Raw genomic sequence first — 25,972 nt, 5'->3', positions numbered from 1 at the left:
GTCGAAACCTGTCTCAGCGCTTTCCGACGGTTTGTCCCGCCGCCAGTTCCTGCGCCATCTCGACATGGTGTCGCAGTACCGGAAGGGTCTTGCCCGCCCAGTCTTTTAATTTCGGATGATCTCCGCCCTTGGCGTAGCGTTCGAACAACGACACGGCGTCCTTGTGGCCGCTGACCTGATGGATGACATAGCGCGAACTGAAGTCGGCGCCGCTGAGCGATTTCAGCTTGGCCAGTTTGCTCTGGTGCACGCTATCCAGCACGGTCGGCACCTCCACCTTCACGTCACCGCCCGACGCCATCGCCTTCAGCTCATCCGAGGTTTTCTTGTGGTCGCTGATCATGGTTTCTGCAAAACGTTTCTCAGCCGCATTGCCCCGCTCTTGCGCCAACTCGCCGGACTGAATTTCGAACATGTCGGTGATTGCCGCCAGCTTCACGAAATCCGCCGTTGTCGGGGTGATTCCCAGGGTCGATTTCACCCCGGTCTTTTCCCCGATCGACTGGGCCAGGCCAGGTGTCGCCAGGAGGACGAGTGCAACGCCGGCGGCAAGGTACCTCATGGCCAGATACCTCATGGTCTGGTCCTTTCCCGGTTCGGCAACTCCTGCCGGATATAATCAGCCATCTCGCCGATCGTTCCCGCCTCGTGTTCCCTCCCCTGGCCCGCAGGGCCCGCACAGCGGATCGGCTGTTCTTTTCCCACACCATTAGGAGCCTGGCTCGGCAGTCCGTCGTTCTAGGACGCGTCAGGCAGGGATGCCGGCGGAGCGGCAATTCAGATGACGAGAAAACCATCAGCGCCGAAAGATCGCAGACGACTTCGACACCGGAATAAATTGCGCCATCGATATCGCGCGCTCGACGAATCCGGCCCTGATGAGCTGTTGGATGATTGGATGACCGCCGGCCCGGCCGCCGACCAGATTTCATCGAGTCAAGACGTTACGACGTCCTCGCGCGCTTCTTCGGGACCCTGACACCCTACCTTCGGGCCTCGGACAGGCCGATCGCGATCGCCGGCTTTTTGCTTTTTCGATCCGTTTAGCGACCTGAAAAAGCTGACTTGGCTTGGCGCCGCCAGCCCATCGGTCGGCGGGCTGTCGAGAACCGCTGATCTCACCGCATCGTCGCGAGCTGGACTGCGAGCGCACACGCCTTGTCGTACTCGTCGAGATTGATCCACTCGTCGATGGTGTGCGGTTCGTTCTGCCCGGCGCCGAAGGTCACCGTCGGAACGCCGTGGCGGACCATCCAGTTCGCATCCAGCCCGCCATTGGCGGCGCGGATCGCCGGGGTCGCGCCGATGCCGGAGACGGCCTCGACCGCGCGTTTGACCACGGGCAGGCTCTCTTTCATGCGGAACGGATAATAATCGGTCTCGGCCTTGAACTTGACGCGGCCGGACTTGCCATCGCTGTTCTTGACGCGCTTGGCGGCCTTCTCGAACGCCGCCTTGTAGGCCTTGGTGATCTCCTTGAAGAACTTGCTGTCGTGGCTGCGGCTTTCGCCGCGCACATGCACATAGTCGGTGACGACATTGGTGGCGTCCCCGGCCGGCCGGCCGTCGCCGCCGGTGACGGGGCCGACATTGCTGGTGCCCTGCAGCTTGCGCTTCACCACCTTGCCGAACCAGCCCCCCGCCTTCACGTCGGCGAGCGCGAGGGCCAGGATCATGGTCGAACTGATGCCGCGCTCCGGTGCGACGCCGGCGTGCGAGGCGCGGCCGAAAATCTCGACCTGCCAGCGATCGGCGCCGACCGCGCCGATCGTGACATTGGAGGCCGCGCCGCCGTCGTAGTTGAACGCCATGACCGGCGAGCCGAGTTCGGCGGTGTTGACGTGCCGCGCCCCGTAGAGCCCGCTCTCCTCGCGCACGCAGAACAACAGCGTGATCGGCGGGTGATCGAAATTCTGTTTGGCAAGCTCGGCCGCCAGCGTGACGAGCACGCCGCAGCCGGCGCGGTTGTCGCCGCCGAGCGCGGTCTTGGCGTCATTGACGATTTTGCGCCCCGCCAGTTTTGGTTTGGCTCCGGCGCACAGCGGCACGGTGTCCATGTGAGTCATGAACATGATCCGCGGCTGGTTGTGCATGGCGCCGCGGCCCGGCAGATCGACGATGAGGTTGCCGGTTTCCGTCGGCACGGGAATGCGCGTGTTGGCGTCGTCGAGGCGGATCGCGCTCTCCGGCACGCCACATTCCCTTAGCGCCGCGTCGAGTTCGCGTCCGATCGCGGCCTCCTTTCCGGTCACGCCCTCGACAGCGAGGAAGCGCATGAGACGGTCGGTGGCGGCTTTGACGTCGACGGGCATGGTGGGTTTCCTGATGCGGCTTGCGGAGCGCGTGAGCATCGTTCGGGACGGCTGGCTGCACAAGCTTCCCAGGATCAGGACTGCCATGCGGACGCCATTGCCCTCGTGGCAGCGAGCGCCGCTAGATGGGAGCGTCCTGCCGGGCCACCGCCGGACGCGAGACGACGTAGGCGGCGCAGGCAAGAAAACCCGCCGCCACGCCCAGGGCGAGCGGCAGCGACGGCGCGAAGCTATAACAGAACACGACGAAACCGAACGCCATCCCCGCGCAGGCCATGATCTTGGCCGGACGCGGGATCGCTCCGGCGGAGCGCCAATCGCGCAGCGGCTTGCCCAGTGTCGGATGATCGAGCAGCCAGGCCTCGAAACGGGGCGAGGAGCGCGCAAAACACGCCGCCGCCACGATCAGGAAAACCGCCCCCGGCATCAGCGGCATCACGAGGCCGATCACGCCGAGCGCGACCATCACCCAACCCAGACCGAAGTAGATGATGCGCATCAGGCCTGCCGATTATCTGTCTCAAGCAAAGATTGTTCTTCAGGCAAGGGGTGCTCGCTCCCGGCTGACGCCACGGCTGGTTTTAGCCGCTTCGCGGCAGGAAAAGAAATGGCGGGTGAAGCGAATCGACCCCTCGTACTGGAAGGCTCGAAATACGGTAGCATTTTCAAAGGTCGTTCTGACATTTCAGAACGAACCCGTCACCGAGCCGAGCACGATGACGGCGGCAAGCGCCACGAGGGCGCCGACGATGCCGACCATCACGATGTCGCGATAGCTGTCCCGGTGCGTCGATCCGCAGACCGCCAGCAATGTGACCACCGCGCCATTGTGCGGCAGGCTATCGAGCGTGCCCGAACCAATCACCGCGACGCGATGCAGCAGCGCGGGATCGAGCCCGATCTCCGCCGCGCGCGTCATGTATGTCGCCCCGAGCGCGTCGAGCGCAATGGTCAGCCCACCCGATGCCGAGCCGGTGAGCGCCGCGAGCACGTTGGTGGCGACTGCCAGCGACACCAGCGGTCCGCCGCCGATGCCGAGCACGGCGTCGCGCACCACGGCGAAAGCAGGCATCGCCGCCACCACGGCGCCGAACCCGACCAGGCTCGCCACGCTCATCGCCGGCAGTACGGCGGCGTTGGCGCCGGCGTCCATGGTCGCTCGCAGCGCCGGCAGTCGCCGATGGCTGATGGCGAGCACGGTCAGAATCGCGCAGGCGAGCGCCGTGATCACGGCCCACACGCCACCGACAGCGGCGAGCGAGGTCTCCCCCCAGCGAGTTTCGGCGAGAAAGCGAGTGTCGAGGATAGGCAGGATGAACAACGACATCGCCAGATTGACGGCAATCACCACGATGAGGGGCAGCGCGGCGAGCATGACCGGAGGCGGCACGTCGGCCGCCTTGCCGTGCAGGATCTCCGCCGGATCGAACTGGTGCGCGGTGGTGGCGCGTTCACGCAGCTTTTCGTCGGTGGCGAGACGCTCGGACGGCATCGGCGCGCCGTCGCCAAAGCCTTCGCCGTTCTTCCTTGCGACGGCCTCTTCGCGATTGAGCCACCACAGGCCGAAACCGAGCATGATCAGCGATGCCAGAACACCGAGGCCCGGCGCAGCAAAGGGCGTGGTGCCAAAAAACGGCATCGGGATCGCGTTCTGGATCGATGGCGTGCCGGGCAGCGCCGACATGGTAAAGGTCGAGGTGCCGAGCACGATCGCCGCCGGCATCAGACGCCGCGGGATGCCGGCCGCGCGAAACACCTCCTGCGCCATCGGCGCCAGCACGAAGAAGGCAACGAACAGGCTGACGCCGCCATAGGTGACGAGCGCGCCGGCGAGCACGACCGCCAGCACGGCCCGCTGCGGACCAAGCCGCTGCGTCATGAAGCTCGCGATTGCAGTGACCGAGCCGCTGTCCTCCATCAGCTTGCCGAACAGCGCGCCAAGCAGAAACAGCGGAAAGAACTGCGCCAGGAAGCCTGCTGCGGAGACCATGAAGGTCTGGGTCCAGTGGGCAAGCAACGGCTCGCGGGAGAACAGCGCCGCGGTCAGGGCGGCGAGCGGCGCCAGCAGCAGCACGCTCCAGCCCCGGAAGGCGAACGCGATCAAAAGGCCGAGCCCGATCAGGATGCCGAGAAGTCCTGCTACCGTCATGACCTCAGCATTCCGCCAGCAGCGCGTCGAGATCGGTGGTGGATTGCCTGCCGATATCCTCGCCGTGGGCATTGAGGAATGCGTCGGCGCACTTGCGGCCCTCTTCTTTCAGCAGTGAGACGAACGCCCACTCGGCGTTGAGCTTCGAGGACGCACCGAAGTCCGCGAGCGCGTCGGTCATGATCCGGTGCGTGCGCATTCCGGCCCAGCGCGCGCCCTCGCCGTGTCCGGGGTCCGCCACCTGGCGCAGCAGCGCCATCATGCGCAACTCCTTCATCAGCGGCGAGTTAAAGGAAATCTCGTTGAGTCGGTTGAGGATCTCGTTTGCCGTGCGCGGCAGGTCTGGCCGCTCTCGCGGATTTATCTGCACCAGAATGGTGTCGTGCGCGTCGCTTTCGCGCACCAGCGGCGTCAGGGTCGGATTGCCGGCGTAGCCGCCGTCCCAGTAAGGTTCGCCGTCGATCTCGATCGCATGGAACATGGTCGGCAGGCAGGCAGAGGCCAGCAGGACGTCGGCGGTGATCTCCTTGTTGCGGAAGATGTGGCCGCGGCCGGTGCGCACATTGGTCGCGGTGACGAACAGCTTGATCGGTGCGCGGGCCAACCGGTCGAAATCGATGCTCGCGGCGAGGATGGAACGCAGCGGGTTGAGGCCGAGCGGATTGAGATCATAGGGCGAAACCACGCGGGCCATCAGGTCCATGGCGAGATAGGCGGGCGACGTGTCGAGCGTCCAGCGGCCCATCAGCCGGTCGAGCGGCGAGCGCTGCAGCGGGCTGAACGCCGCAGCCTGCGACACGCGCCGCCAATAGCTATCGAGCGCGGCCCGCGCGCCTTCGGCACCGCCTTGCGTCCATCCGTCCGCCATCAGGGCGGCATTCATCGCGCCCGCCGACGTGCCGGAGATCGCCTCGATCCGCAGCCACGGCTCGTCGATCAGCCGATCGAGCACGCCCCAGGTGAATGCGCCGTGGGAGCCGCCGCCCTGCAAGGCGAGATCCACCAGAACCGGTTCGCGTGCTGTAGCGTCCATCGTCATCCTCTTCGGCCGGGATGAAACAACATCTAAATCAGGACGAGCCCCCAAGGCCTCGTCTCGACGCTTTGTAAGATCGACGCAGCAGCGCAAACAGGCTGCCGCCCGTCGCCGCGCCCAACAGGTAGGCGACGCCGACCAGCAGCGCGAGCGGCACGCGGGTGTTGCTGCCGAGGAAGGACACGGTGACGATCTCGAAGTTCTGCGCCGCGAAGACGATCGTCGCGGCAGCGAACAGGATGATGACGGCGAGGTAGACCCAGCGCATGGGTGCCTCCTGATTGTCGATCAACAACGTGGCGCGCGGTCCGCCGCCACCACCTCAACGACCACGGCGCGAGGCCGAAGCGAAAGCCTATCCGACATTCGTCTGCAGAAGATGGAGAATAATAGCAAAATTGGAAAGGTTTCCGGCCCGGTCCCCCTGACATTCAGCGGGTGTCGGAATGAGGTCGAGCAGAATGAGGTCGAGCACGTGTAACCGAAGGCTGGAGCGGGTGAAGGGAATCGAACCCCGCCGCGGTTCATCGTCGGCTACTCCTGTCGCCTTTCTTCGAAGCCGGCTTCGCCGCGTGCACTGGATTGCCGAGCGTCTGGTTGAGTGCGACTGCCTCCCGAGCCAGGCGACGCACGATCGATGGCTTGATGGACATTCCCTCTCGCAGTTCCAGCGTGGCCATCTCGTACTTGCCGGCCTTCTTGAGGCGAGGCTCTATGTCACTCAGTCGCTGGCCTCTCCAGAAGCCGAACAGCACCCGCTCCTGCTCGGCGCGGATGAGCAGAGTCGGCCCATTGGCCAGATAGACGAGGTGGCCCCATTTCACGACTTCTTCCAGGGCAGAAACAGCGCGAACCGCCGCGCGCAGGGATTCAACACACTCGCGGCGCCAGCCGAAGAGAGCGACGACATACGCCTCGGGGCTGGCGGCAGGTGTCATCTTCTTCATATCTGATCCACGTTCATCCACCCGACCGCGGGATTCGATCGGCGCCACTACCTATGTTGCGGGCTGGACACATGAGATTGTTGGAGCGGGTGAAGGGAATCGAACCCTCGTATTCAGCTTGGAAGGCTGCTGCTCTACCATTGAGCTACACCCGCGCCTGGACGATCACCTAACACGCCATGCGGGCGGCCTCAACCTCCCCGGAACCGTCAAGAAATCGCCAGGAAATTGCCAAACGCGGCCCGGCCGGCCTGCAAACCGGCCCGGTTCCGGCCGGAATCCGCGCCCGTCCCGCCCCTTAACAGCGACAGATTCGCTGCCTATACTGTTGTTTCCATCAACAACGAAAGGAGGTGATCCAGTGTCTCTTACCAAGCGCTGTCACCTCGCTGGGATCGCCCGCTAAGCTCTCGAGGCTAGTTTCTTAGGGCTTGGCAACGGGGCGCTCTCAGCCCTGGACCAGCGAGTTCAAAAGTTGGGGCGCGGCGGGAGAAATCCCGCCGCGCTTTTTTGTTGGTCGGGTGCATTGGAATCGGCCGCAACGGCGATCAAAAAAAGGCGACATCTTGTAGGGCGGGTTCTCTTTAACCCGCCGCTGGAATGCGAGATGGCGGGTTAAAGAGAACCCGCCCTACGCGGCTTGCCGCAACTCCCGATCAGCTCATTTACACACCAGGAATTTTCGAAACACCCAGCCGATCGGCCGGGAAGCGGCGTTGGAAATATAGGCCCATTGCTTGCCGTTTTCGGTGGTCTGGTCCGAGATGCGAATACGCTCGCCGTTGGCGATCTTGCCGACGATCTTTCCGTTCGGCGAGGTGCGGATGTTGAGCGGCGTTCCGGTTGGATCAGCGACGACGCAGGTGTTGCGGTCATGGCTTGGCGCCGCCGGCGGCGATTCCTGCCTGGTGCCCGAGAGCGCCTTTTCATCGTTGCCGATGGTGCCGCCGGCATTGCCGGATTGCGCAAAGGCCGTCGCGACACACGCAACGCTGACAACCGCGCCAAGCAAGACGACCTTCAGCACGGCACTTTTGGCGCTACTGCGAACGCGGCTCCCATCGCTTCCTCCATCGCTGACGGCATTGTTTCGCAAGCTCGCGGCGAGAGCAATAGGGCAAGGGCTCGTAGCTCGTAGGGCGGGTTCTCTTTAACCCGCCACAACCCGCCGCTGGAATGCGAGATGGCGGGTTGACGAGGTGGCGGGTTAAAGAGAACCCGCCCTACGAGATTGGCTGATCTATTCAAGCCGAAATCGCAAAAACGCCGATTGTGTCGCCCCCCGGCGCAAGCACAATTTTGCGGCTCACCTGCGACAAATCAACCCGACGGGCAAATCACTTCCGATTTGCGGAAATCATGTCAAGCCCCGAAATAAAAAATATTTCTCTTTTACAGAATAGAAAATCAGTTTATATCTTCACCCATCCCGTCCCGCCAGAGGGGCGTATCATGATCGTCACGATCGTTGGGACGGGTCGCGGTGGACGCTGGTAGGGCCGATAACGAACGGCACGAGAGCGTACGGCAAAGGCGTGTGGTCCCGACGCCCTTAGGCTGGCGTCAAGTTGCACGTCGCCGAAGAAAGTCCGCGCGCGGCCATTGCCGCGCTGCGTGACATGGTGCGGATGACCGGGGATGACGACACGGGCGAGGCGGGCCATACGGCATGATGGCTGCGAAAGGGCGACGCGTCAATTGAGTGCACTGTCACCGTAATTAAATACAAGGGCCGCCAACTGAGGCGGCCCTAAACGATCCAGCAATTCGTATCGATGGGGTATTGATTAGAACCACCTATACCGACGAAGTATTTTTCGCCGCGTTGCAACGCGCAGTACATTTCGAATTTCGGCGCTACAGGTCGCGATAGCTCCAGCCTGACGCGCTGGATCGAGGACATTGCTCCGCGCCCAGCTTTTACATTCGCTGCCTTGCTGCGTACAGCTCTTTGCATGGGCGGATGTGCCAGTGATAAAATCATCCCCATGACTGCAATAAATCCTAAATATCTAGCCTGAATCATTCTCGCTCCCTTCAGTTGAAATCCTCAAAGCTTTGCTTTTTGAGATGCTACACGGCCGCAACAAAGTCGGGCCGCGGCGCTGCAACGACGGAAAACAGGAGCAATATACCAACTCGCAAAAATGCTGCGAGTCAGTACACGATCCGCGGCACCCGCCAATCATGACACGAGCTGCGTGTATTGTCCCGGAGCAAATGACTTCACCCAAAAGGGTGAAACTTAGAAAATCTCTGAAATGATCGGCTGAGCGCCGTTGGGCTAGGCTCAGGACTCATTAGTTGGTAGAGCAGCACTATAACCACGATACAGATGGCTGAGAAGAAAGTATAGGCGCATCGGTCGTAGCGGGCGGCGATGCGGTGCCGCTTTGAGACGGCTATCCGCCACAGCAGTGCGCCGTGCGTTTCCCGTTGAGCAACGGAGTAATCTCGTGCGGATAAGGGCGCTGGAAACGATGGAGTTTTCAACCCCGCTAGCCGAATGGTAATGCCTGCCAGCCAGAAGGCTGACCAGTTCGCCTGCCTATAGAGGCCAGTCTTCCCCAGCCGCCTTGAGCTGCGTCCGCACAGTCTCGCGCGAAATACCGAGCGACCGCGCCAACGGTCTGGGCGTCGCCAATTCCCCGGGCCACGCGCGCTTCGGCCGGGGTTAGGTCGAAAAGTCCTTGCAGCTTCGCGGTAGGCACGACAGATCTATCAACCGGCGTCACAACAAAGGCGTGGTCACGTCAGAGATGTCGCGCGCAGCACCTCTGATCGGGACAAGATGCACGATCAGCGGGAGATGGCTTTCGCTTGCCGCTATCGGGATCGAATGAATCCGGCAACGCCGCGACGTCTCAACCTCTCTAGCGAAGCATTGAAAAACATCTGCTGCAGCATCAACCAGCGTTAGTCGCCGACGGCGATCCTGAATGACGTTCGGCACAAGATCATTCAGCAAATGATTCGCAACCACCAAGCGCCCATGCCGACGACTACTCCTGCCGCCAGCCCAAGTACTTGTAGCGTTTCCGTTCGCGCGATCGAGACCGAGCCGCGCCGCTAGCAATGTGCTTCTTGCCAATGAGGGCGTGAGTGTTGAGGTACTGGATCAGCGGCTTGTCGACTGGACCTTTCGCAAACGCCCGCTCAAAGGTAATAAAAATTAGATCGCTTGGGATCTGAAGTACCTGCTGCATAACCAAGGCCGTTCTTGCGGAGAAAGTCCTGATAGAATGGATCGTTTCAATTTCATCTTCCGTGAAAAGCTCCTGGTCCGACACGATCCCGCTTCGCGTAGTGCGGCCATTCGTACCGGCAAAGGTTTAGGTCTTCCAGCCTTCTCGAAGGTATTTCGAAACACCGGCGCGATGCCTTCGGACGCCACCCACTAGGTATTCTGCCCATTGGCAGTAAATATCACGCCACCTCAGCTTCGGATAAATCGGACAAGGACTGAAGAATGGCTGGCCACCGCTCTGGCACCACAGCCGCTTCAGATGCGGTCCTCAAGAACTGACATCAAACCCTCGCATTGGTTTCCCTCGCGCCACCCTCGCGGGATCTTCCGACTCTGGTGGGGCCGAGAGTTTGACGGTTGTCACGTTACAGGGGCCATGAGCCGAATCCGCTGATTTTGGCCGTGGAGCCCGGAAGGCTGCATGCCGTCTGGTCAAAAAGGTCATGGCCGACGCATCCGTAGTCGGACTGACCGCAAGGCGACATCTTGTAGGGCGGGTTCTCTTTAACCCGCCGCTGGAATGCGAGATGGCGGGTTAAAGAGAACCCGCCCTACGCGGCTTGCCGCAACTCCCGATCAGCTCATTTACACACCAGGAATTTTCGAAACACCCAGCCGATCGGCCGGGAAGCGGCGTTGGAAATATAGGCCCATTGCTTGCCGTTTTCGGTGGTCTGGTCCGAGATGCGAATACGCTCGCCGTTGGCGATCTTGCCGACGATCTTTCCGTTCGGCGAGGTGCGGATGTTGAGCGGCGTTCCGGTTGGATCAGCGACGACGCAGGTGTTGCGGTCATGGCTTGGCGCCGCCGGCGGCGATTCCTGCCTGGTGCCCGAGAGCGCCTTTTCATCGTTGCCGATGGTGCCGCCGGCATTGCCGGATTGCGCAAAGGCCGTCGCGACACACGCAACGCTGACAACCGCGCCAAGCAAGACGACCTTCAGCACGGCACTTTTGGCGCTACTGCGAACGCGGCTCCCATCGCTTCCTCCATCGCTGACGGCATTGTTTCGCAAGCTCGCGGCGAGAGCAATAGGGCAAGGGCTCGTAGCTCGTAGGGCGGGTTCTCTTTAACCCGCCATTTGCGAATGGCGGGTCAAAGCAACCCTGCGGATGACTCATTTTCCTTCAAGCCGAACTGTGTCGCCCCGGGCAAGCACAATCTTGCGCCTGCGACAAATCGACCCGACGGGCAAATCACTTCCGATTTACGGAATCGATGTCAAGCCCCGAAATAAAAAATATTTCGCTTTTACAGAAATGAAAATCAGTTTATATCTTCGCCATCCCGTCAGAGGGGCGTATCATGATCGTCACGATCGTTGGGACGGGTCGCGGTGGACGCTGGTAGTGCCGATAACGAACGGCGCGAGAGCGTACGGCAAAGACGTGTGGTCCTGACGTCGCGGTGCTGGCGTCAATGCACCTGGAGGCAATTGCTTCTCAGGGCGCAACGGAGGCAAAAGAGCCGTTCTCCGGGGAGAGCTCGTTATAAGCCGTAAAGCCATTGCGCAGGGAATGTCGGATGTTCTCCGCTGCCCTGTATGCTCGTGTGCACCTTTGTTTGTGCACTTCGCACACGAGATCGCGGGTGCAGCGCGCATCCGGCATTCCCTGCGCTCCTCTCTTTGAAGAGGGCGGGAAGTTTCTGGCAAAGCTCGGGCGATCAGCGTCGCGAGATCGCGAAGTTGCGTTTGGATGATGGCGCAACAACAAACACCGCCGTCGTCCCTGCGAACGCAGGGACCCATAACCACAGGAAGAAATTTTGCGAATGGTCTCTGTCAGCGAGGCCTCACGAGAGATCACGCGGTATGGGTCCCGGCTCAAGGCCGGGACGACAGTTGTATGTTGAGCAACAGCGCGCCCGGAGCCGGCCGCTCAAACCATCCGGCGCTGGCGGATCCGTTCCCACACCGAGGCCAATGCGATCGCCATGCCGGTGATCCAGGGAAGCACGGCGCCATATTCCCTGACGCTGAGCAGCAGCGCCAGAATGCTGGTCAGCAGCGTAAGCATCTTCGCCATGGCGCCCTGCCCGACGAGCGACAACAGGAACGGCAGAAACAGGATAAAGAGCGTGCTTAAGGTGACGTCGGCCATGAGGTTGCTCTCATCAGGCGAAGGCCGGTCAGAAGCCGCAGAGGTTGACCGACCGCGGACGCGCGCCGCGGCGGCTTTCGACGATGTTCTCGCCGCCATTGGTGGCCGAACTGCCGTAATAGCGGTGGTGGCCGGAGACGTCGTGCCAATCGCCGGCCTGCGTCGATGCGGGCGCGGCCGCGTGGGACCTGGTGGCATCGCTGATGATCGAGGCTGGCTTGCGTGGCATGACCGTCTCCGTGGATGATGCGCAGTTGCTGCGTTCTGTTCATCAGTCGTGGGCGCGCCGCGGTGCGTTCAAGGCGCCTGCCCCGATATCGTGTTTCCGGAATGTTTCGTGACCTGCCTCACCCCGCCAGCGTCTGGCGCTTCCCGAAACCGATTTGTCGGGATAGGCATGTGCGAAACGTCCTCGGAAGTGGCCAATCGCGGCCTTATTTTTCGAAAACGCCTTAGCCCAGGGAGATATCGATGCTTTACGCCATGCTGGCCTACCACGTCGAAGCCGAGGTGCAGTCCTGGACGGCGGAGGCCGATGCCGCCCTGATGACCGACCTGCTGCGGGTTCACGACCGCTTGAACGAACAAAAGCTGCTCGGGCCGTCGGCGCGGCTCGGAGCAACGGGCAAGGCCCGCACCTTGCGCGGACCGGGCGACGGAATCGTGATCGACGGGCCGTTTGCCGAGACCAAGGAGCAGCTGCTGGGGCTCTATGTCATCGACTGCGCCAATGAGGACGCCGCCATCGCGGTGGCGCGCGAGCTGCGCAAGGTCAATCCGACGGCGGTCTACGAGATCCGCCCGATCGCGCTCTATCTTCCCGGCGAGCCGTTGCCGACCACCGAGACCCCGGGCATCACCTGAGGCTGCGTCGTCACGCGGCCGAGAAAGCCGTCGATCTCCCGCGCCACGATGATCGCGGAGCGCTCGTCCATGTGCGAGGCATCGACCCAGCGCAGCTCGGGCAGATGGTAATCGATGTCGGGCCATTTGCTGCGATCGGGAAACGCGTTGTGCGCCAGCGTTCGCGCGGTCACCGCATAACGCGACTGACCGAGATTGCCGGGATAGGGCAACTCCACGAAATAAATCCGGCCCCCCCTGCTCTCGAGCTCCGCGACCAGCCGTTGCAGGGTCGCGGCGTTCTGCGCCATCGGCGCGTCGAAAGCGGGATTGGCATATTCCGCCTCGGTTTCATCGAGCGAGGCCTTGATGTCGTAGATCGACGGCGGCTGCCGCGGCAAATTCGCGATATTGTCGCTCTCGGATTTATACTTCAGCCAGTAATACACCCAGGAAATCGCGACGCGATAGGGCCAGAACCATGCGAATGGTTCGGCATCGTTGTTGCCGAAGTTCTTCACCAGCGCGGCATCGATCGGGCGGGACAGGATGTTGGTCTCGACCACGATGACCCGCGGCAGTTTCGGATAGCTGGCGATGATCGCAAGGCCCGTCAGCGGCGAGCCGCCGCCGATCGCGGCGTTGCGCAGGGGTGTGCTGAAATAGCCTTCGTAAATCCGGAACATCATCGAACTGCCGACCAGCGCCACCTCAGGCACCGGCTCGAGCGCGTAGCGGCTCAGCGCCGGAAATCGCCGGTCTTCCAGCACGCGCGCATAGAGTTTCGGATAGTTCCACAGCACCGGGGCCACGCAGGCTGCGACAAGCAGCAACGCGACGATGATGATGGTTCGGGATTTTCCGGCGTGGCGGCGGCGCATTGCAAGCTGGCGATGGTTGGGGGAGTAACTGGCTTCCTCTGGATTTCAATGCGTAAGCCGTCTGCTTGCCAGCCGTCAATTGAAACGATGCGCCGCGCATTTGACCGTCATGAAGTCCTTGGATACCTTGGGATCTGGCCTTCAACTCTCCGCAGTCAAACCAAGCGAGCCGCGACCAAGGTGAGCCCATTCGTCCCTGCGACCAGCAAGGCTGCCGATCCCACCTCGCCAATCAGCTCCAGCTTTCGACGCTTCGCCATCGGATTGATCGCATGTGTGGCGACGCCTCCGCTCGTCCTCGCCGCCGTCGTTGTTCTGGTAGATCCCCATTACGTGTTCGGAACGCCTGATATCCCCGGGATCAACGTCGTGCGCCCACGCTACGAAAATCACCTGCCGGCGGCAAAGCCCTATCAGGTCCGGCGGATCAAGCCCGACGCCGTCATCCTGGGCAGCTCCCGCGCCGAAACCGGCCTTGATCCGCGGCATCCCGCCTGGGCCGGCAAGAACGTCTTCAACTTCGGTCTCCCCGGCGCCTCCAGCTATGAAGTGATGCTGGCGTTTCGCCATGCCCAGGCCAGCGCGCCGCTCAAGCAAGCCGTCGTCGGCCTGGACTTCTTCGGCTTCAACATCTTTTTTCCCCGCGATCCGGAATATCTGGAAGCCCGCTTCTCCGGCGACGCGGCTCAGGCCTTCGCCGATTTTTTGACCGCCGAACTTGCGAAGCGCCGCGCTGATAGCAGCAGCAAACCATCGCCTCCGGTAACGGCACCCGCGCCTGAGGAAGCGGCCTGGACGGAAGCTCACCCGGACGGCAGTCCCCCTGCCAACTGGAGCGAGGCTCTGTATCTCCGACTTTACCCGGATGTCGCCGCCGAAGTGCAGCGCCGCAAGTTCACCAGCGGCTATCATCACTATCTCGCCGCCGGACGCGCGGAAGGCCGTCAGACGGGAACGCCACCGCCACCGCCTGACTGGAACGACAGGCTATACCTGCGTGTAAATCCAGACGTCGCCGCCGAAGTTCGCCGGGGCACGTTCACCAACGGCTATCATCACTATCTCCTCGCAGGACGTACCGAAGGCCGCCACGACGGCACGCCGCCGCACGATTGGAACGAAGAGCTGTATCTTCGGGTCAATCCCGACGTGAGGGACGAGGTCGCCCGCGGCACGTTTGTCAGCGGGTATCATCACTATCTCGCCGCCGGCAGGCTGGAACGTCGCGAGGGCGGCTTCGCCCCCTCGGACTGGTACGAGGCGAGATATTTGCAGGTGAACCCCGACGTTGCATACAAAATCAGGTCAGGCCGATACCTGAACGGCTATCACCACTACCTGGTGGCCGGACGCGCGGAAAGCCGATCGGGCAGATTCCGTCCCGAGGGCTGGAATGAAGCGGAATATCTCAGCCGAAACGCCATCGCTCGCGTCCGCTTGGCGTTTGGCGGATACCGCGACGGATACGCTCATTATGCCGCGGCCGGTCAAAGGCAGAAACTGCCGGGCGGATTTCCTCCTGCCGATTCCACCGAAGCGCTCTGGCAAAGCTGGCCCAGGCTCGGAAAGGCGGTATTCGAGATCGACGAATTATTCCGCCTGATTTTTTCGCGAACCGCCATCCGCGACACATTCCTGACACTTCGCGGGCAATCGGAACCAGCATCGTTTGACGATCGCGGCACGCGCGTATGGCGTTCCCACGACGACGTTCTTCGCACGCTCGGCGGGACCGGACTGGTCATCCGGAGCACGCTTCAGAGCTTTCAATGGTATCTGTGGCTGATGCCACCGCGATACATGCATTGTTTCAACAATCCCGACACCGGCATGACCAGCTTCGATGCATTCCGCTTCATGGTGCGACAGGCCCATGCCAATGGAACCGACCTGCGTCTGTTCATGACGCCGGCGCCGCCCTCGGTTCGACACTTGTTCACCGCGCTCGGTCTCTCCGAGCGGTACGAGTTCTGGCAAAAGGAGCTGGTTCGCATCAACGAGGAAGAAGCGGCGCGCGCCGGGCGCGAGCCGCTGCCGCTATGGGATTTCAGCGACGCCAACACAGTTACCCGCGAGACCGTGCCAGCCTCCACCGATTTGACACCCATGCACTGGTACTGGGAATTCTCGCATTACCGCCTCAGGACCGGCGATCTCATTCTCGATCGCATTTTTGGGTATAGCAGCCCCGAAAGAATCATGCCGGCGGATTTTGGCGTCCGCCTCACGGGTGAAAATATCGACGCCCATCGCGCCCGCAGCCGCGGCGGAATTGCGGATTGGGCCACCGGGAATCCCGAATTTGCAACGCAGATTTCAGCCGCCACCAAGGGCCCGAACGTTCAAAATCGCCAGGCCGAGGCCAAGTGCTGGTGACCCCCGCTGTTCGATGCTCTCCCATTTGGCGGAAACGGCATGGCTTTTCGCGACAACGTCGTGGGCTGGCGGTGGTATCTCTGGCTAATGCCTCCACGGTACATGTATGGTTTCACCAATTCCGACACCGGCATGACCGGCTTCGATCCGTTCCGCTTCATGGTTCGACGCGTATGAACAACAAACCGACCTACGGCTATTCATGACACCGCTACATGCCTCGGTACGGCAGTTGCTCACCGAACTCGGTCTCTCCGATCGGTACGCGTTCTGGCAGAAGGAGCTGGTCCGCATCAACGAGCAGGAGGCGGCGCGCGCCGGACGCAAACCGTTGCCGCTGTGGGATTTCAGCGACGCCAATTCGATTACGCGTGAAGCCGTGCCGGCGCCCGCGGATTTGACACCGATGCGCTGGTTCTGGGAGTATTCGCATTACCGGAATGCGGCAGGTAATCTCATCCTCGATCGCGTGCTCGGACATGATCGTCGGCAACTGAGCCTGCCGGCGGATTTTGGCGTCCGCCTGACGGGCGAGAACATTGACGCCCATCTGGCGCACAGCCGGGTGGGGTTGGCGCATTGGACGCCCACGAATTCCGAATTCGCAGCGAAGATTTCCGCCGCAACGAAGGGCCCGACCGTTCAGAATCGTCAAACCCGAGCGACTTGCTGGTAGCCCGTGCTGTTCAACTCACCCATCTTCCTGTTCGTATTCCTGCCGATCGCGCTCGGTGGATTCTACCTGCTCGGCTGGTGGCGCGGGCGGAATGCGGCGCTGCTGTTTCTGCTCGCGGCATGCCTTCTGTTCTACGCCTATTCAAGCCTTTTCAACTTCATTCTCTTCCTCATTTCCGTGGTGGTGAATTTCCTGTTCGGCTACGCCATCGCGCATTCCCGCATGAGCTCACGGGCATGGCTGATCGGCGGCATCGCGCTCAATCTCGCTTTGATCGGCTACTTCAAGTACACCGGCCTGATCATCTCCAGCGTCAACGACATCTTTGCGGCGTCCTTCTTCATTCCAACCATCGTCCTTCCGGTCGGCATATCCTTCTACACCTTCGAGCAGATCAGCTATCTGATCGAGACCCGGGAGCAGAACAAGGCCGAGCCGTCGCTTGCGCGTTACGCGCTGTTCGTCAGCTTCTTCCCCCATTTGATCGCCGGACCCATCATCCGCCCGCATCAGCTGTTGCCGCAGTTTTCCGCACCTGGCTTCGCACGTTTTTCCTGGCAGAACTTCGCGCTCGGCATCAGTTTCCTGCTGTTCGGCCTGTTCAAGAAGACCATCATCGCCGACAGTATGGCCGCTTATGCAACGCCGGTATTCGCAGCCGCAGCGCGCGGCGAAATGCCGGGCTTCGTCAATGCCTGGGGAGCCGCCCTCGCCTACACCTTCCAGATCTATTTCGATTTCTCCGGCTATTCGGACATGGCGATCGGGCTCGGGCTGATGTTCGGCGTCGTTCTGCCCTTCAATTTCAATTCGCCCTACAAAGCCACCAGCATCATCGATTTCTGGCGCCGCTGGCACATCACGCTGTCGCTGTTCCTGCGCGACTACGTTTACATCCCGCTCGGCGGCAACCGGTCCGGTCCGGCCCGCCGCTATGTCAACGTCATGCTCACGATGCTGATCGGCGGCCTCTGGCATGGCGCCAATTGGACGTTCGTCGCCTGGGGCGGGCTACACGGCCTGTTCCTGCTCGTAAATCACGCCTGGCGAAATTTTCGCGGCGAGCGCGAGATCAATGTCATCCGGCTGTGGATTGCGCGGGTCGCCACCTTTCTGCTGGTCGTGCTGGCCTGGGTGTTCTTTCGCGCGGAGAGCTTCGATGCGGCACATCGGATGTTCGATGGAATGAGGGGGATGCACGGCTGGCTGCATGGCCCTCTGTACGACCCGATGCCGGACGTCGCAACGGCACTGAAGGCGATCGGAGTGCCGATCGGAGAAGGCTGGCTCGTCGCCCGTAGTCTGCTGCTCGGCTGGTTCGTCGCGGCACTGGCGATCGTGTGGGGACTTCCGAACACCCAGCAGTTCCTGCTCGGCGAGGGCCGGCCGAAAAGCGCCCGGCTCGCCTGGCGTCCGACCTTCGGCTGGGCGGCGGCCCTCGGCCTCTTGTTCGGCGTCGCCTTCACCTACAACGTTGTTGCGGTCAACCGGGTGAGCGAATTCATCTATTTCATGTTCTGAAGCCGCGTCGCCTCGAACCGCGTCGACCGCGGCCGATCAGACCATGCGCTCATAAAAGGCGAAGCCTTCGTCGACGTCGCCAAAGAAGACGCTTTCGCCCTTGGACAGCACCAGCGCCTTGGTGCACATCAACCGGCACAAATCCTTCGAATGCGACGCCAGCAGCAAAATCCGGGCACGGCTGACGAACTGACTGACCCGAGCCCGCGCCCTCTCCTGGAAGTGCGCGTCGCCGGCGCCGATGCCTTCGTCAATCAACAGGATGTCGGGATTTTGCGCGGTCGCAAGCGCGAACGACAGCCGCGCCTGCATGCCGGCCGAGTAAATGCGCGTCGGCAAATCCAGATAGACGCCGAGTTCGGTGAATTCCTCGATGTCGCGAACCAGATCCTGATACTTGTCGCTCGGCCAATTGTAGAGATTGGCGATCAGCCTGATGTTCTCGTAGCCGGTGGCATCGGCGTTCAGCGCGATGCTGCCACCCAGCAGCGTGAATGCGCTGCCCTTTACGTCCACCGAACCGGTCGAGGTCGGGTAGATGCCGGCGACCAGACGCAACAGGGTGGTCTTGCCCGCGCCGTTGTGGCCGATCAGGCAGACGCGGTCGCCCTCCGCCAGTTCGAGAGAGAGGTTCTTCAGGGCGTGAATGACGATGACGCCGTTGGTGCGGCTTGCCGAGTCGGAGCCGACCTTGGCATTGCTGAACGACGGCAGACGGATCAGGCGGAGCGCATGACTGTCGTAGATCGGTATGCTGACGTTGACGTTCTTCAGGCGCACGTGAGTCATGGGTCAGCCGTATCCCAGCTCTAGACGCAGAACGCAAGTTGACCGCGCATCCGGCGGTAAACGAAAAAAGCGAGGAGATAGCCGGCCACGGTGACTCCGAGCACCGTCAGATAGTGCGCCAGCGGCGGAACTTCGCCGAGCAGCGGATTGCGGATGATCTCGATGAAATAGAACAGCACGTTGTATTCCACCAAAAACTGCCGGTTGCTGGCGATCTGCCGATAGTTCCAGAATATCGGCGTCACGAAGAACGCAAGTTGCATCAAATTGCGCACGATCAATTCGACGTCGCGGTACCGCGCGCAAACGAAGCCGAGCACCATCACGATCCAGAATCCGTTGACGAACAGCAGGATGATCCCGGGGATCGCAAGCAGACTGGTCCAGCTGAGCGGCACCAGCGCAAACACCACGCCCATCACGTAGATAATGGAGTGATGACCGAAGGTGATCATGATCTTGAAAACAGTTCGTCCGACATAAAGGCCGAGGCCGAGCGTCGAATTGCTGAGATATCCGGCGTTCCTGACGAAGACGCCGCCGCCCTCGATGACCAGCGCTGATATCGCCGACCAGACGATGATGCCGACGCCGACATAGGCGATGATGTCGCTGACGCTGCTGCCGAAGATCGCCGACGAGACCACGCTGAGGCCGAGCAGCATCACGAGGACATTGAGGGTCTCCCACAGCGGGCCGATTCGCGAACGCCGATACTGGCAGACGGTATCGAGCCACGCCCAGCTCAGGGCATTCGACAAGGTACTCAACATCCCGCGAATGGCCGACGCCAGGGGATGCGGTTCCGATATCGGCTTTACAACGGTTGAGACCAAGACCACTCCCGACTTCGTGCAACGCGGCCAACCGCGTCAGGTGTCGAATCCCGGCGCCAGGCGAGCCGGGACGTCAGAACCCCAACCGCGCTTCGTAACGGCGATAGGTGCCTTCGATGCTTCGCATGACATCCCGCTCCAGCGGCCCCTGTTCGCACGCGGCAACGCTGGCCAGAACTTCGCTACGCGTTAGCATGCCCGGAATTACCGTGGCAACTCCTTCGACCGAGAGGCAAAATCTCAATGCCAGCGCGGCGCGTTCCACCGCATTGTCCGGAACGCCGGCCGCCTCGGCGACCGACCGGGCCGCCTCGACCCAGGTGGCGATCCGCTCGCGCTGCCATCTGCTGCGATGGTCATTGGCGGCAAACACCGTATCCTTGGCCACCGCCCCAGCGAGAAATCCCGCAGCGAGCGGCGTGCGGGCGATGATGCCGATGCCCCGCCGCGCTGCGCTGCCGGGCAATCCGGTATCGACCGCACGCCAGTCCAATAGGTTGCAGTTGACCTGGAAGCATCCAACGCCGGCGGCATCCAGCAATGCAAGGGCATCTTCGGGCGAAAACGTCGAGATGCCCCAGCACCTGACCTTGCCCTCGGCCACCAGCCGCTGCATCAGTTCCGCGACTTCGGGGCCGCCCATGACGATTTCGGGACTGCCATTGTGAAGCTGGAATACATCGACATAGTCGGATCGCAGCCGTCGCAGGCTGCCCTCGAGCGACGCGCGTAACGCCGCCGGGCTGAAGTCGTAGCCGCGATACGATGACGTGATCCCGGCCTTGGTCGCGATGACGACGTCGCCCCGCCGCCCCTCGAAGCACGCGCCGATCAGCTCTTCGCTATGACCGTCTCCGTAGACGCTGGAGGTGTCATAGAAGGTGATTCCGCCATCGAAAGCCGCGTTCAGCGCCCGAAGCGATTCCCGATCGTCGGTCTCGCCATAAGACGTGGCGCCGGGCGTGCATCCCCCGATGCCCCAGGCGCCAAAGCCGATCGCAGAAACCGTTATTCCGGTGGAGCCGAGCGGCCGATAGTGCAAGGGCTTCGTCCGCTGCGAGATCAATAATGTCCGGCGAGCTGCGGCTCGGCCGTGACACTTCGGTTGATGTAGAGGTAGGCGCCCTTCTTGTTGCCCCACCACACGACTTCGCGACACCAATCGAGAATGTCGGAGTAGCGCGACTTGCTGCGCTCGATCAACACCTCCGACGGTACTTCACGCAACGCCGCCGGGGCGCCTTTGCGCACATTGTCGCAGAATTCGAGGATGTTGTAGCGGGTGGAGATCCGAAGGTCGTCCAGCACGAACGGTTGCGAGATCAAGGCCGCGTTCAGCCTGATCGCCTCCTTCACGGCGCATTCGAGCAGCGGCCAGGATTGATCGACCATCGACTTTGCGAGCAGGCCCGGCAGCAGCCGCTCCGCCTCGTCGTAGAATTTCTGCAGCCGGCCTTCGGCGGTCAGCTTGATGAACATGTATTCGTCGGCCGGCCAATAGATCCCGAGCCATTCCTTCGAATAGACGTATTCTGGCCCCCCGTTCTGCATCGACAGCGCTTCGCTGTCGAAGAACTCGCGCACGCTGTGGATGACGGGATACTCTTCTTTCGAGGCGGCCAGGAACGCATCGATGATGTCGCGATAGGCCAGCCCGCCGAGTTCGCAGGCCACCATCATCGGCAACTGCAACAGCTTGTCGAAATGCAGGAATGCCGCCATCCAGCCGAACACGCGCGTCTTGCGCCAATCCTCCGGCGGCAGCGAATAGGTTGCGATCACCAGGTCCTGAACCTCGGGAACGTCGTCGGGCAACTCTTCGCGCGTGCCGTGGATGTTGATGATCTCGGACTGCACCGTCACCATCCCGAATTTCTTGAGATAGTCGGGATTGCCCATTTCCGCATTCGGCAGGATGGTCAGGTTGTTGAACTGCACGCGGTTGTGCTGACCAAGACGGATCAGCTTGTCCACGCCATTGCGGAACGTGTCATAGGTCTCGCCAGGCAGCCCTAGAATGATGTCGCTGTAAGTCTCGACGTTATCGGCGGTGAAGCGCCGCGCCAGCTCGAAATAGGTTTCCAGCGAGATGTTATCGCGCTTGATGTTCTTGAGCGTCGTCGCATCGAGACTCTGCATCGATAGCGCCACGCCCTTGTTGAGCTTGGCATCGGCCAGGATTTTCTGGGTCTGATAGGCGCGCTCGGTGGCGTTCTTGGTGTTCTGCACCGAAAAGCCGTGGGGAAATCCGGTTCGCTGACGGATCTCCGCCACCGCCTCCGCAATTTCGACGTCGCGCTTCTGGATGCCGAAATTGGCGTCGCAAACGAAGATGTATTTGACCTCGCGCCTGGCAAACCAATCGAGTTCGCCCCGCAGACGATCGAACTCGAACTTGGTCACCTTGCCTGCGGTCGCCGAGCCCCAATCGCAGAACGTGCACTGGAAGGGACAGCCGCGATTGGTCTCCCAGAGACCGATCCACTGCTCTTCCGGGTTGCTGGCGATCAAGCCATCGAAAATGCCGTTCAGAAACGGTGACGGCAGTTCTTCCAGGTCGCGCATCCGCTCGACGGCTGCGGCGCGCACGAAGTTGCCGACGGCATCGATGTAGCTGACGCCCCGAATTCCGCTCCAGTCACGCCCCGGCAGCCGGTTCAGCAATTCGACGAAGACCTTCTCGCCCTCGTTATGGACCACGAGATCGATAAACGGATGGCTACGCAGGAAGCTCTCGGCATGATCGGGCACATGCGGTCCGCCGAAGACCACCAGGCGATCCGGATGCAGGCGCTTGATGCGCCGCGCCGCTTCCAGCGAGATCTGCGCGTTCCACACATAGGTGCTGAACCCGATGACGTCGGCACGTTGCAGCCGGCCCACGATCTCGGAAACCGGCATCCGCTTGTAGATCATGGGTAGGAAGCTGAACTTTCCGGGCGTCAGCCGGTGTTCGGCGTAGGATTGCAGGCAGGCAATCGAATACGGCAGATAGTTCTGACCGGAAAAACTATTGTTGATTTGGACGAGCCCGATCTGAACCATCGTCAGTCCCCAAGTCCCCACCCGCCGAAGTAGCCAGCACCGATTGGATACACGCCAGATCAGCTGTCAATAGATCAATACCAAATAACTTCTCAGCCACATAGAGCCCGCCCAGTGCTGCGGTTTGGTCGAAACGATGCGATTTGACAAGGTCCAGCAGCCGGGATCGGGGCAGGAACCGTACCGCTCCACGTTCCGTCCGCTCGTAGTCCTCCGCTTTATGGGCTCCCAGACCCACAAAAAAATGGTCGACCGCATCTTCCCGCTGCAAAGCGAGGCGGCACGGGGTTATTGAGTACCAATGCTCACAAATTAGGCCGGTCTCTTCCAGAACCTCTCGAATCACGGCGGCCTCGAGGGTTTCTCCCTTGTCCACCGACCCGGCCGGCATTTCCAGCGTCACCCGGCCAAGTGGTGGACGAAATTGCTCGACCAGCACGACCGCGCCCTCAGGGTCGAGCATGAAGGCAATGACGCCATTGGGACGGACCAGACAGTAGTAGGGCTCGGTGGTTCCACTCGGTTCTTCACCGGGGTCGACGGTCCTGATCTCGAACCACGGGGTTCGAAAGACCGTCTCGAACTCAGCTGTCATTTGGCAGGATCACGTTATTCGATTGATGGACCGTGCTGACGCCTTCGCGCTCCAGTGTAAAAGGCACGTTGACGCACTGGGGTGTCAGGGCGTCGATCACCGCGGCCTGGTATTCGCTGGGCACGTACAGCAAGACAAAGCCGGTCCCGCCCGCACCGAGGAGCTTGCCGCCGACCGCCCCCGCCCGCCGCGCGCGATCGTAAAGGTTATCGATCTCCGGCGAGGACACCCGGTCGCTCAAACCGCGCTTCAGCAGCCACGTCTCATGCAGCATCCGTCCGAAATCCATGAGGTCGCCATGGCGCAGGATCGCCGCGCCCTCCTCGACCATCGCCACCATGCGACGAATTTCGGCGACACGGTTCGGCAGGTTCTGCGTCACGCTGAGCGCCGGGTCGGATGAAAAGCGGCTCCTTCCGGGAAAGAACAGCATGAGATTGGAACACAGTTCGCGCTCGCGTTCGGCGGATAGTCCGAGCGGATTGACTTCGAAGCGACCATTTTTATGGAAATTGATGATATTGAGTCCACCGAACGCCGCCGCCACCTGATCCTGCGATCCGACGGTCTCCTTCATGCGAACCTGTTCAAGTTCGATGGCCATTTCGGCGATCTTCCGCTGATCGGCCTCGAGGCCCCGCAACCCTGTCAGCGCTTGCAGCATCGCCACGACGAACGTGGAGCTCGACCCCATGCCGACACGCGAGGGAAGATCGCCCTGATAGTGCATTTCGATGCCGAGGCTGTCATCGAAATTGAGATACCGCAGCCCTTCACGAACGGCGGGATGCAGAATTTCCCGGATCGAATCGACCTGCTCCACGTAACGCCAGACGACGCGATGCTTGGTGCCGAGAAACGGCGGCAAATAGCGGCAGGTGATATAGATGTATTTGTCGATCGTGGTCGACAGCACGGCGCCCGGCTCGTCACGACACCATTCGGGATAGTCGCTGCCACCTCCGAAAAAGGAGACCCGGAACGGCGCCCGGCATACGACCATCGACATTTTAAGAAACGCCCTCGGAGCTGACGGCCTCGCGCTGATAATCGAGCAGATCACTCAAGGTTTGCCGGGCCGGAATCTGCGGGGTCCAGTTCGTCGCCTTGTGGAATTTTGCAGTATCGGGAATCTGCAAGGTGACATCCGACGGCCGCAGCCGCGCCGGATCGACCTTGTGCTCGATCGGCACGCGCGCCAATGATTTGAGCGTCTCGAGGATTTCGCCCACGGTCATCGTTTCGTTGCCGCCGATGTTGTAAACTTCGCCGCCGGGACATTTGTCCAGCAGCAGCTTGTAGGCCTGCACCGCGTCGCGCACATCCGCCAGCGTGCGCACGCTGTCCAGATTGCCGACGAGAACCGGTCCGGTTTTCTTGTTCGCCTCGATCTCGGCAATCTGCCGCGCAAACGAGCTCTCTGCAAAGACGTCGCCGCGGCGCGGGCCGGTGTGGGTGAACATCCGCGTCCGCACCAGATCGAGCTGGTACGAGAGCCCGTATTGATAGGCGATCATGTCCTCGCCGACCTTGGAGACGGCATACGGGCTCGCCGGACGAAGCGGCGTGTGTTCCGTGATCGGAATTTCGTCAGGCCTGACCTGGCCATAAACTTCGGAAGACGAGCAGATGTGGACCCGCGGATTGATTCCAACGATCCGGATCGCGTCGAGCAGATTGCACGTGCCGATGATGTTGCTGTTCAGCGTGTCCGCCGGGGCGACAAAGCTCATATCGACGTAGGACTGCGCCGCCAAATGGTGGATGCGGTCGGGCTTCACATTGCGCAGCAGCACCACCAGGGAATTCAGGTCGCGCAGATCGCCCTGATGAAGCTTGATCCGCGGCAGAATGCCCTTGATGTTTCGCAGCGGGCTGCGCCAGCGCACCAGCCCGTGGACTTCGACCTCGGGAAACGACGACAGAAAGTACTCCGCCAGATGGCTCCCCACCATCCCGGTAATGCCGGTGATCAGAACTTTCATGATCTCATGCGGACGTTCCGCCGTCCCTTTGCGAAATGATGGGGTGGTGGACGGGCCACCAGATTTTCAGCTCGGGATCGTTCCACAGCAAGGTGAACTGCGAGGATCGATCATAGGTTGTGGTCTGCTTGTAGTGGAACATCGCGGACTCGGTCAAGACGACGTGGCCATTGCCAAACCCCGGCGGGACCAGAACCTGCTCGCGATTCCGATCCGACAGCGTGAATGCCGTCCACTGCCGGTACTGCGGCGATTCCGGAATATTGTTCACCACCACGAGATAGAACGCGCCATGGAGGCACGAAACCAGCTTCGCGGTCTTGCGATCGCCATGGATACCCCTCAGGACGTGCTGCCGTGAAACAGAAATATCGTCCTGGATGAACTGATAGTCGATGCCGGCGGCCTTGTACGCGGGATCGTTGTAAAGCTCAACGTATTGACCGCGAAAGTCCTCGAAAACAGTGAGCGGCTCCACCACAAGCACGCCGTCAAGCGGAGTCTTTCGCGTCTTGGGCGGCAAATCAGCCGACATATCAGGCACCATATTTGAATTATTGATTGTGACGATGATTATAGCTACGTTTCCGCACCGCGCAAACTCGAAGTTGCTTTGCAACCAAAGGTGAAA

The 25,972-nt window shown here is 61.4% G+C and carries 27 protein-coding genes, 1 tRNA gene and 1 pseudogene; 5 read left to right on the top strand and 24 right to left on the bottom strand.

All coding sequences use genetic code 11. From position 1 onward, the window contains the following. Nucleotides 1–13: 13 nt before the first annotated feature. The 15 genes and pseudogenes from ACSQ84_RS11865 to ACSQ84_RS11795 form a co-directional block, all read right to left on the bottom strand. Entirely contained in the window at nt 14–562 is a 549-nt protein-coding gene (locus ACSQ84_RS11865) for a DUF4142 domain-containing protein (RefSeq protein ID WP_436211845.1), read from the bottom strand. A gap of 421 nt (nt 563–983) precedes the next feature. Continuing rightward, nucleotides 984–1,034, bottom strand: a pseudogene (locus ACSQ84_RS11860) (DUF6496 domain-containing protein); the annotation flags it as partial. Between the two features lie 84 nt (nt 1,035–1,118). Further along, nucleotides 1,119–2,312 carry a M20/M25/M40 family metallo-hydrolase gene (locus tag ACSQ84_RS11855; protein WP_436211844.1) on the bottom strand — a complete coding sequence of 398 codons (1,194 nt, stop codon included), beginning with the start codon at nt 2,310–2,312 and terminating at the stop codon, nt 1,119–1,121. Nucleotides 2,313–2,433: 121 nt separating this feature from the next. Continuing rightward, complete coding sequence (locus ACSQ84_RS11850; RefSeq protein ID WP_436211843.1) at nt 2,434–2,811, bottom strand: YbaN family protein; 378 nt, start codon at nt 2,809–2,811, stop codon at nt 2,434–2,436. Nucleotides 2,812–2,997: 186 nt separating this feature from the next. Next, the gene (locus ACSQ84_RS11845) at nt 2,998–4,461 is read right to left on the bottom strand and encodes a GntP family permease (protein ID WP_436211842.1); all 1,464 of its coding nucleotides are present in this window, start codon (nt 4,459–4,461) and stop codon (nt 2,998–3,000) included. A 4-nt stretch (nt 4,462–4,465) separates the two neighbouring features. After that, nucleotides 4,466–5,500 (bottom strand): patatin-like phospholipase family protein, encoded by a 1,035-nt coding sequence (locus ACSQ84_RS11840; RefSeq protein WP_436211841.1) that lies wholly within the window; start codon nt 5,498–5,500, stop codon nt 4,466–4,468. A gap of 31 nt (nt 5,501–5,531) precedes the next feature. Then, a complete protein-coding gene (locus tag ACSQ84_RS11835; protein ID WP_436211840.1) occupies nt 5,532–5,765 on the bottom strand; it encodes a lipopolysaccharide assembly protein LapA domain-containing protein in 234 nt (77 codons plus the stop codon). A 256-nt stretch (nt 5,766–6,021) separates the two neighbouring features. Continuing rightward, nucleotides 6,022–6,444 carry a DUF1801 domain-containing protein gene (locus ACSQ84_RS11830; protein ID WP_436211839.1) on the bottom strand — a complete coding sequence of 141 codons (423 nt, stop codon included), beginning with the start codon at nt 6,442–6,444 and terminating at the stop codon, nt 6,022–6,024. A gap of 81 nt (nt 6,445–6,525) precedes the next feature. Then, a tRNA-Gly gene (locus ACSQ84_RS11825) sits at nt 6,526–6,599 on the bottom strand. Between the two features lie 506 nt (nt 6,600–7,105). Then, nucleotides 7,106–7,471 carry an SH3 domain-containing protein gene (locus ACSQ84_RS11820; RefSeq protein ID WP_436211836.1) on the bottom strand — a complete coding sequence of 122 codons (366 nt, stop codon included), beginning with the start codon at nt 7,469–7,471 and terminating at the stop codon, nt 7,106–7,108. 723 nt (nt 7,472–8,194) lie between these two features. After that, complete coding sequence (locus ACSQ84_RS11815) at nt 8,195–8,470, bottom strand: hypothetical protein (RefSeq protein ID WP_436211838.1); 276 nt, start codon at nt 8,468–8,470, stop codon at nt 8,195–8,197. 976 nt (nt 8,471–9,446) lie between these two features. After that, entirely contained in the window at nt 9,447–9,734 is a 288-nt protein-coding gene (locus tag ACSQ84_RS11810) for a hypothetical protein (protein WP_436211837.1), read from the bottom strand. Nucleotides 9,735–10,272: 538 nt separating this feature from the next. After that, nucleotides 10,273–10,638: an SH3 domain-containing protein gene (locus tag ACSQ84_RS11805; RefSeq protein ID WP_436211836.1), complete on the bottom strand. Its 366-nt coding sequence runs from the start codon at nt 10,636–10,638 to the stop codon at nt 10,273–10,275. 934 nt (nt 10,639–11,572) lie between these two features. Next, a complete protein-coding gene (locus ACSQ84_RS11800; protein WP_436211835.1) occupies nt 11,573–11,794 on the bottom strand; it encodes a hypothetical protein in 222 nt (73 codons plus the stop codon). Between the two features lie 28 nt (nt 11,795–11,822). Further along, nucleotides 11,823–12,023 (bottom strand): hypothetical protein, encoded by a 201-nt coding sequence (locus ACSQ84_RS11795; protein WP_436211834.1) that lies wholly within the window; start codon nt 12,021–12,023, stop codon nt 11,823–11,825. Between the two features lie 242 nt (nt 12,024–12,265). Here ACSQ84_RS11795 and ACSQ84_RS11790 point away from each other — a divergent pair, with 242 nt between their 5' ends. Further along, nucleotides 12,266–12,658 carry a YciI family protein gene (locus ACSQ84_RS11790; protein ID WP_436211833.1) on the top strand — a complete coding sequence of 131 codons (393 nt, stop codon included), beginning with the start codon at nt 12,266–12,268 and terminating at the stop codon, nt 12,656–12,658. On the opposite strand, the gene ACSQ84_RS11785 is transcribed toward ACSQ84_RS11790, so the two are convergent. Next, nucleotides 12,607–13,518 carry a hypothetical protein gene (locus ACSQ84_RS11785; RefSeq protein ID WP_436211832.1) on the bottom strand — a complete coding sequence of 304 codons (912 nt, stop codon included), beginning with the start codon at nt 13,516–13,518 and terminating at the stop codon, nt 12,607–12,609. The genes ACSQ84_RS11790 and ACSQ84_RS11785 overlap by 52 nt on opposite strands. A gap of 180 nt (nt 13,519–13,698) precedes the next feature. Between ACSQ84_RS11785 and ACSQ84_RS11780 the strand changes: the two genes are divergently transcribed. The 4 genes from ACSQ84_RS11780 to ACSQ84_RS11765 are packed head-to-tail and all read left to right on the top strand — an operon-like array spanning nt 13,699 to nt 18,091. Then, nucleotides 13,699–15,894 carry a hypothetical protein gene (locus tag ACSQ84_RS11780; protein ID WP_436211831.1) on the top strand — a complete coding sequence of 732 codons (2,196 nt, stop codon included), beginning with the start codon at nt 13,699–13,701 and terminating at the stop codon, nt 15,892–15,894. 39 nt (nt 15,895–15,933) lie between these two features. Then, complete coding sequence (locus ACSQ84_RS11775) at nt 15,934–16,071, top strand: hypothetical protein (RefSeq protein ID WP_436211830.1); 138 nt, start codon at nt 15,934–15,936, stop codon at nt 16,069–16,071. Nucleotides 16,072–16,096: 25 nt separating this feature from the next. Next, the gene (locus tag ACSQ84_RS11770; RefSeq protein ID WP_436211829.1) at nt 16,097–16,570 is read left to right on the top strand and encodes a hypothetical protein; all 474 of its coding nucleotides are present in this window, start codon (nt 16,097–16,099) and stop codon (nt 16,568–16,570) included. A gap of 3 nt (nt 16,571–16,573) precedes the next feature. After that, nucleotides 16,574–18,091, top strand: coding sequence for an MBOAT family O-acyltransferase (locus ACSQ84_RS11765; protein WP_436211828.1), 1,518 nt, complete (start codon nt 16,574–16,576; stop codon nt 18,089–18,091). A gap of 36 nt (nt 18,092–18,127) precedes the next feature. On the opposite strand, the gene ACSQ84_RS11760 is transcribed toward ACSQ84_RS11765, so the two are convergent. From ACSQ84_RS11760 to ACSQ84_RS11725, 8 genes are all read right to left on the bottom strand, one after another. Further along, nucleotides 18,128–18,880 carry an ABC transporter ATP-binding protein gene (locus ACSQ84_RS11760; protein WP_436211827.1) on the bottom strand — a complete coding sequence of 251 codons (753 nt, stop codon included), beginning with the start codon at nt 18,878–18,880 and terminating at the stop codon, nt 18,128–18,130. Nucleotides 18,881–18,900: 20 nt separating this feature from the next. After that, the gene (locus ACSQ84_RS11755; protein WP_436211826.1) at nt 18,901–19,641 is read right to left on the bottom strand and encodes an ABC transporter permease; all 741 of its coding nucleotides are present in this window, start codon (nt 19,639–19,641) and stop codon (nt 18,901–18,903) included. A gap of 148 nt (nt 19,642–19,789) precedes the next feature. Beyond that, nucleotides 19,790–20,758, bottom strand: a complete 969-nt coding sequence (locus tag ACSQ84_RS11750; protein WP_436211825.1) for an aldo/keto reductase — start codon at nt 20,756–20,758, stop codon at nt 19,790–19,792. A 20-nt stretch (nt 20,759–20,778) separates the two neighbouring features. Further along, nucleotides 20,779–22,761, bottom strand: a complete 1,983-nt coding sequence (locus tag ACSQ84_RS11745; protein ID WP_436211824.1) for a B12-binding domain-containing radical SAM protein — start codon at nt 22,759–22,761, stop codon at nt 20,779–20,781. Next, complete coding sequence (locus tag ACSQ84_RS11740; protein ID WP_436211823.1) at nt 22,727–23,356, bottom strand: NUDIX hydrolase; 630 nt, start codon at nt 23,354–23,356, stop codon at nt 22,727–22,729. The genes ACSQ84_RS11745 and ACSQ84_RS11740 overlap by 35 nt, the downstream gene beginning before the upstream one ends. Beyond that, nucleotides 23,346–24,365, bottom strand: a complete 1,020-nt coding sequence (locus tag ACSQ84_RS11735) for a GHMP family kinase ATP-binding protein (protein WP_436211822.1) — start codon at nt 24,363–24,365, stop codon at nt 23,346–23,348. Before ACSQ84_RS11735 ends, ACSQ84_RS11740 begins: the two co-directional genes overlap by 11 nt. 1 nt (nt 24,366) lies before the next feature. Further along, nucleotides 24,367–25,341 (bottom strand): GDP-mannose 4,6-dehydratase, encoded by a 975-nt coding sequence (locus ACSQ84_RS11730; protein ID WP_436211821.1) that lies wholly within the window; start codon nt 25,339–25,341, stop codon nt 24,367–24,369. Nucleotides 25,342–25,345: 4 nt separating this feature from the next. Further along, nucleotides 25,346–25,876, bottom strand: a complete 531-nt coding sequence (locus tag ACSQ84_RS11725; RefSeq protein ID WP_436211820.1) for a dTDP-4-dehydrorhamnose 3,5-epimerase family protein — start codon at nt 25,874–25,876, stop codon at nt 25,346–25,348. Nucleotides 25,877–25,972 lie beyond the last annotated feature (96 nt).

The sequence above is a fragment of the Bradyrhizobium sp. LjRoot220 genome (genome assembly GCF_964252915.1).
In the GTDB taxonomy this organism is placed as follows: Bacteria; Pseudomonadota; Alphaproteobacteria; order Rhizobiales; family Xanthobacteraceae; genus Bradyrhizobium.
Note: the sequence above shows the minus strand (reverse complement) of the source record. Positions and strands in the feature narration are given on the sequence as shown.

What these genes read in the sequence shown, in the direction of transcription:
- ACSQ84_RS11865 (WP_436211845.1), bottom strand. Translation starts at nt 562, where the DNA reads ATGAGGTACCTTGCCGCCGGCGTTGCACTCGTCCTCCTGGCGACACCT.
- ACSQ84_RS11855 (WP_436211844.1), bottom strand. Translation starts at nt 2,312, where the DNA reads ATGCCCGTCGACGTCAAAGCCGCCACCGACCGTCTCATGCGCTTCCTC.
- ACSQ84_RS11850 (WP_436211843.1), bottom strand. Translation starts at nt 2,811, where the DNA reads ATGCGCATCATCTACTTCGGTCTGGGTTGGGTGATGGTCGCGCTCGGC.
- ACSQ84_RS11845 (WP_436211842.1), bottom strand. Translation starts at nt 4,461, where the DNA reads ATGACGGTAGCAGGACTTCTCGGCATCCTGATCGGGCTCGGCCTTTTG.
- ACSQ84_RS11840 (WP_436211841.1), bottom strand. Translation starts at nt 5,500, where the DNA reads ATGACGATGGACGCTACAGCACGCGAACCGGTTCTGGTGGATCTCGCC.
- ACSQ84_RS11835 (WP_436211840.1), bottom strand. Translation starts at nt 5,765, where the DNA reads ATGCGCTGGGTCTACCTCGCCGTCATCATCCTGTTCGCTGCCGCGACG.
- ACSQ84_RS11830 (WP_436211839.1), bottom strand. Translation starts at nt 6,444, where the DNA reads ATGAAGAAGATGACACCTGCCGCCAGCCCCGAGGCGTATGTCGTCGCT.
- ACSQ84_RS11815 (WP_436211838.1), bottom strand. Translation starts at nt 8,470, where the DNA reads ATGATTCAGGCTAGATATTTAGGATTTATTGCAGTCATGGGGATGATT.
- ACSQ84_RS11800 (WP_436211835.1), bottom strand. Translation starts at nt 11,794, where the DNA reads ATGGCCGACGTCACCTTAAGCACGCTCTTTATCCTGTTTCTGCCGTTC.
- ACSQ84_RS11795 (WP_436211834.1), bottom strand. Translation starts at nt 12,023, where the DNA reads ATGCCACGCAAGCCAGCCTCGATCATCAGCGATGCCACCAGGTCCCAC.
- ACSQ84_RS11790 (WP_436211833.1), top strand. Translation starts at nt 12,266, where the DNA reads ATGCTTTACGCCATGCTGGCCTACCACGTCGAAGCCGAGGTGCAGTCC.
- ACSQ84_RS11785 (WP_436211832.1), bottom strand. Translation starts at nt 13,518, where the DNA reads ATGCGCCGCCGCCACGCCGGAAAATCCCGAACCATCATCATCGTCGCG.
- ACSQ84_RS11775 (WP_436211830.1), top strand. Translation starts at nt 15,934, where the DNA reads ATGGCTTTTCGCGACAACGTCGTGGGCTGGCGGTGGTATCTCTGGCTA.
- ACSQ84_RS11770 (WP_436211829.1), top strand. Translation starts at nt 16,097, where the DNA reads ATGACACCGCTACATGCCTCGGTACGGCAGTTGCTCACCGAACTCGGT.
- ACSQ84_RS11760 (WP_436211827.1), bottom strand. Translation starts at nt 18,880, where the DNA reads ATGACTCACGTGCGCCTGAAGAACGTCAACGTCAGCATACCGATCTAC.
- ACSQ84_RS11745 (WP_436211824.1), bottom strand. Translation starts at nt 22,761, where the DNA reads ATGGTTCAGATCGGGCTCGTCCAAATCAACAATAGTTTTTCCGGTCAG.
- ACSQ84_RS11740 (WP_436211823.1), bottom strand. Translation starts at nt 23,356, where the DNA reads ATGACAGCTGAGTTCGAGACGGTCTTTCGAACCCCGTGGTTCGAGATC.
- ACSQ84_RS11735 (WP_436211822.1), bottom strand. Translation starts at nt 24,365, where the DNA reads ATGTCGATGGTCGTATGCCGGGCGCCGTTCCGGGTCTCCTTTTTCGGA.
- ACSQ84_RS11730 (WP_436211821.1), bottom strand. Translation starts at nt 25,341, where the DNA reads ATGAAAGTTCTGATCACCGGCATTACCGGGATGGTGGGGAGCCATCTG.
- ACSQ84_RS11725 (WP_436211820.1), bottom strand. Translation starts at nt 25,876, where the DNA reads ATGTCGGCTGATTTGCCGCCCAAGACGCGAAAGACTCCGCTTGACGGC.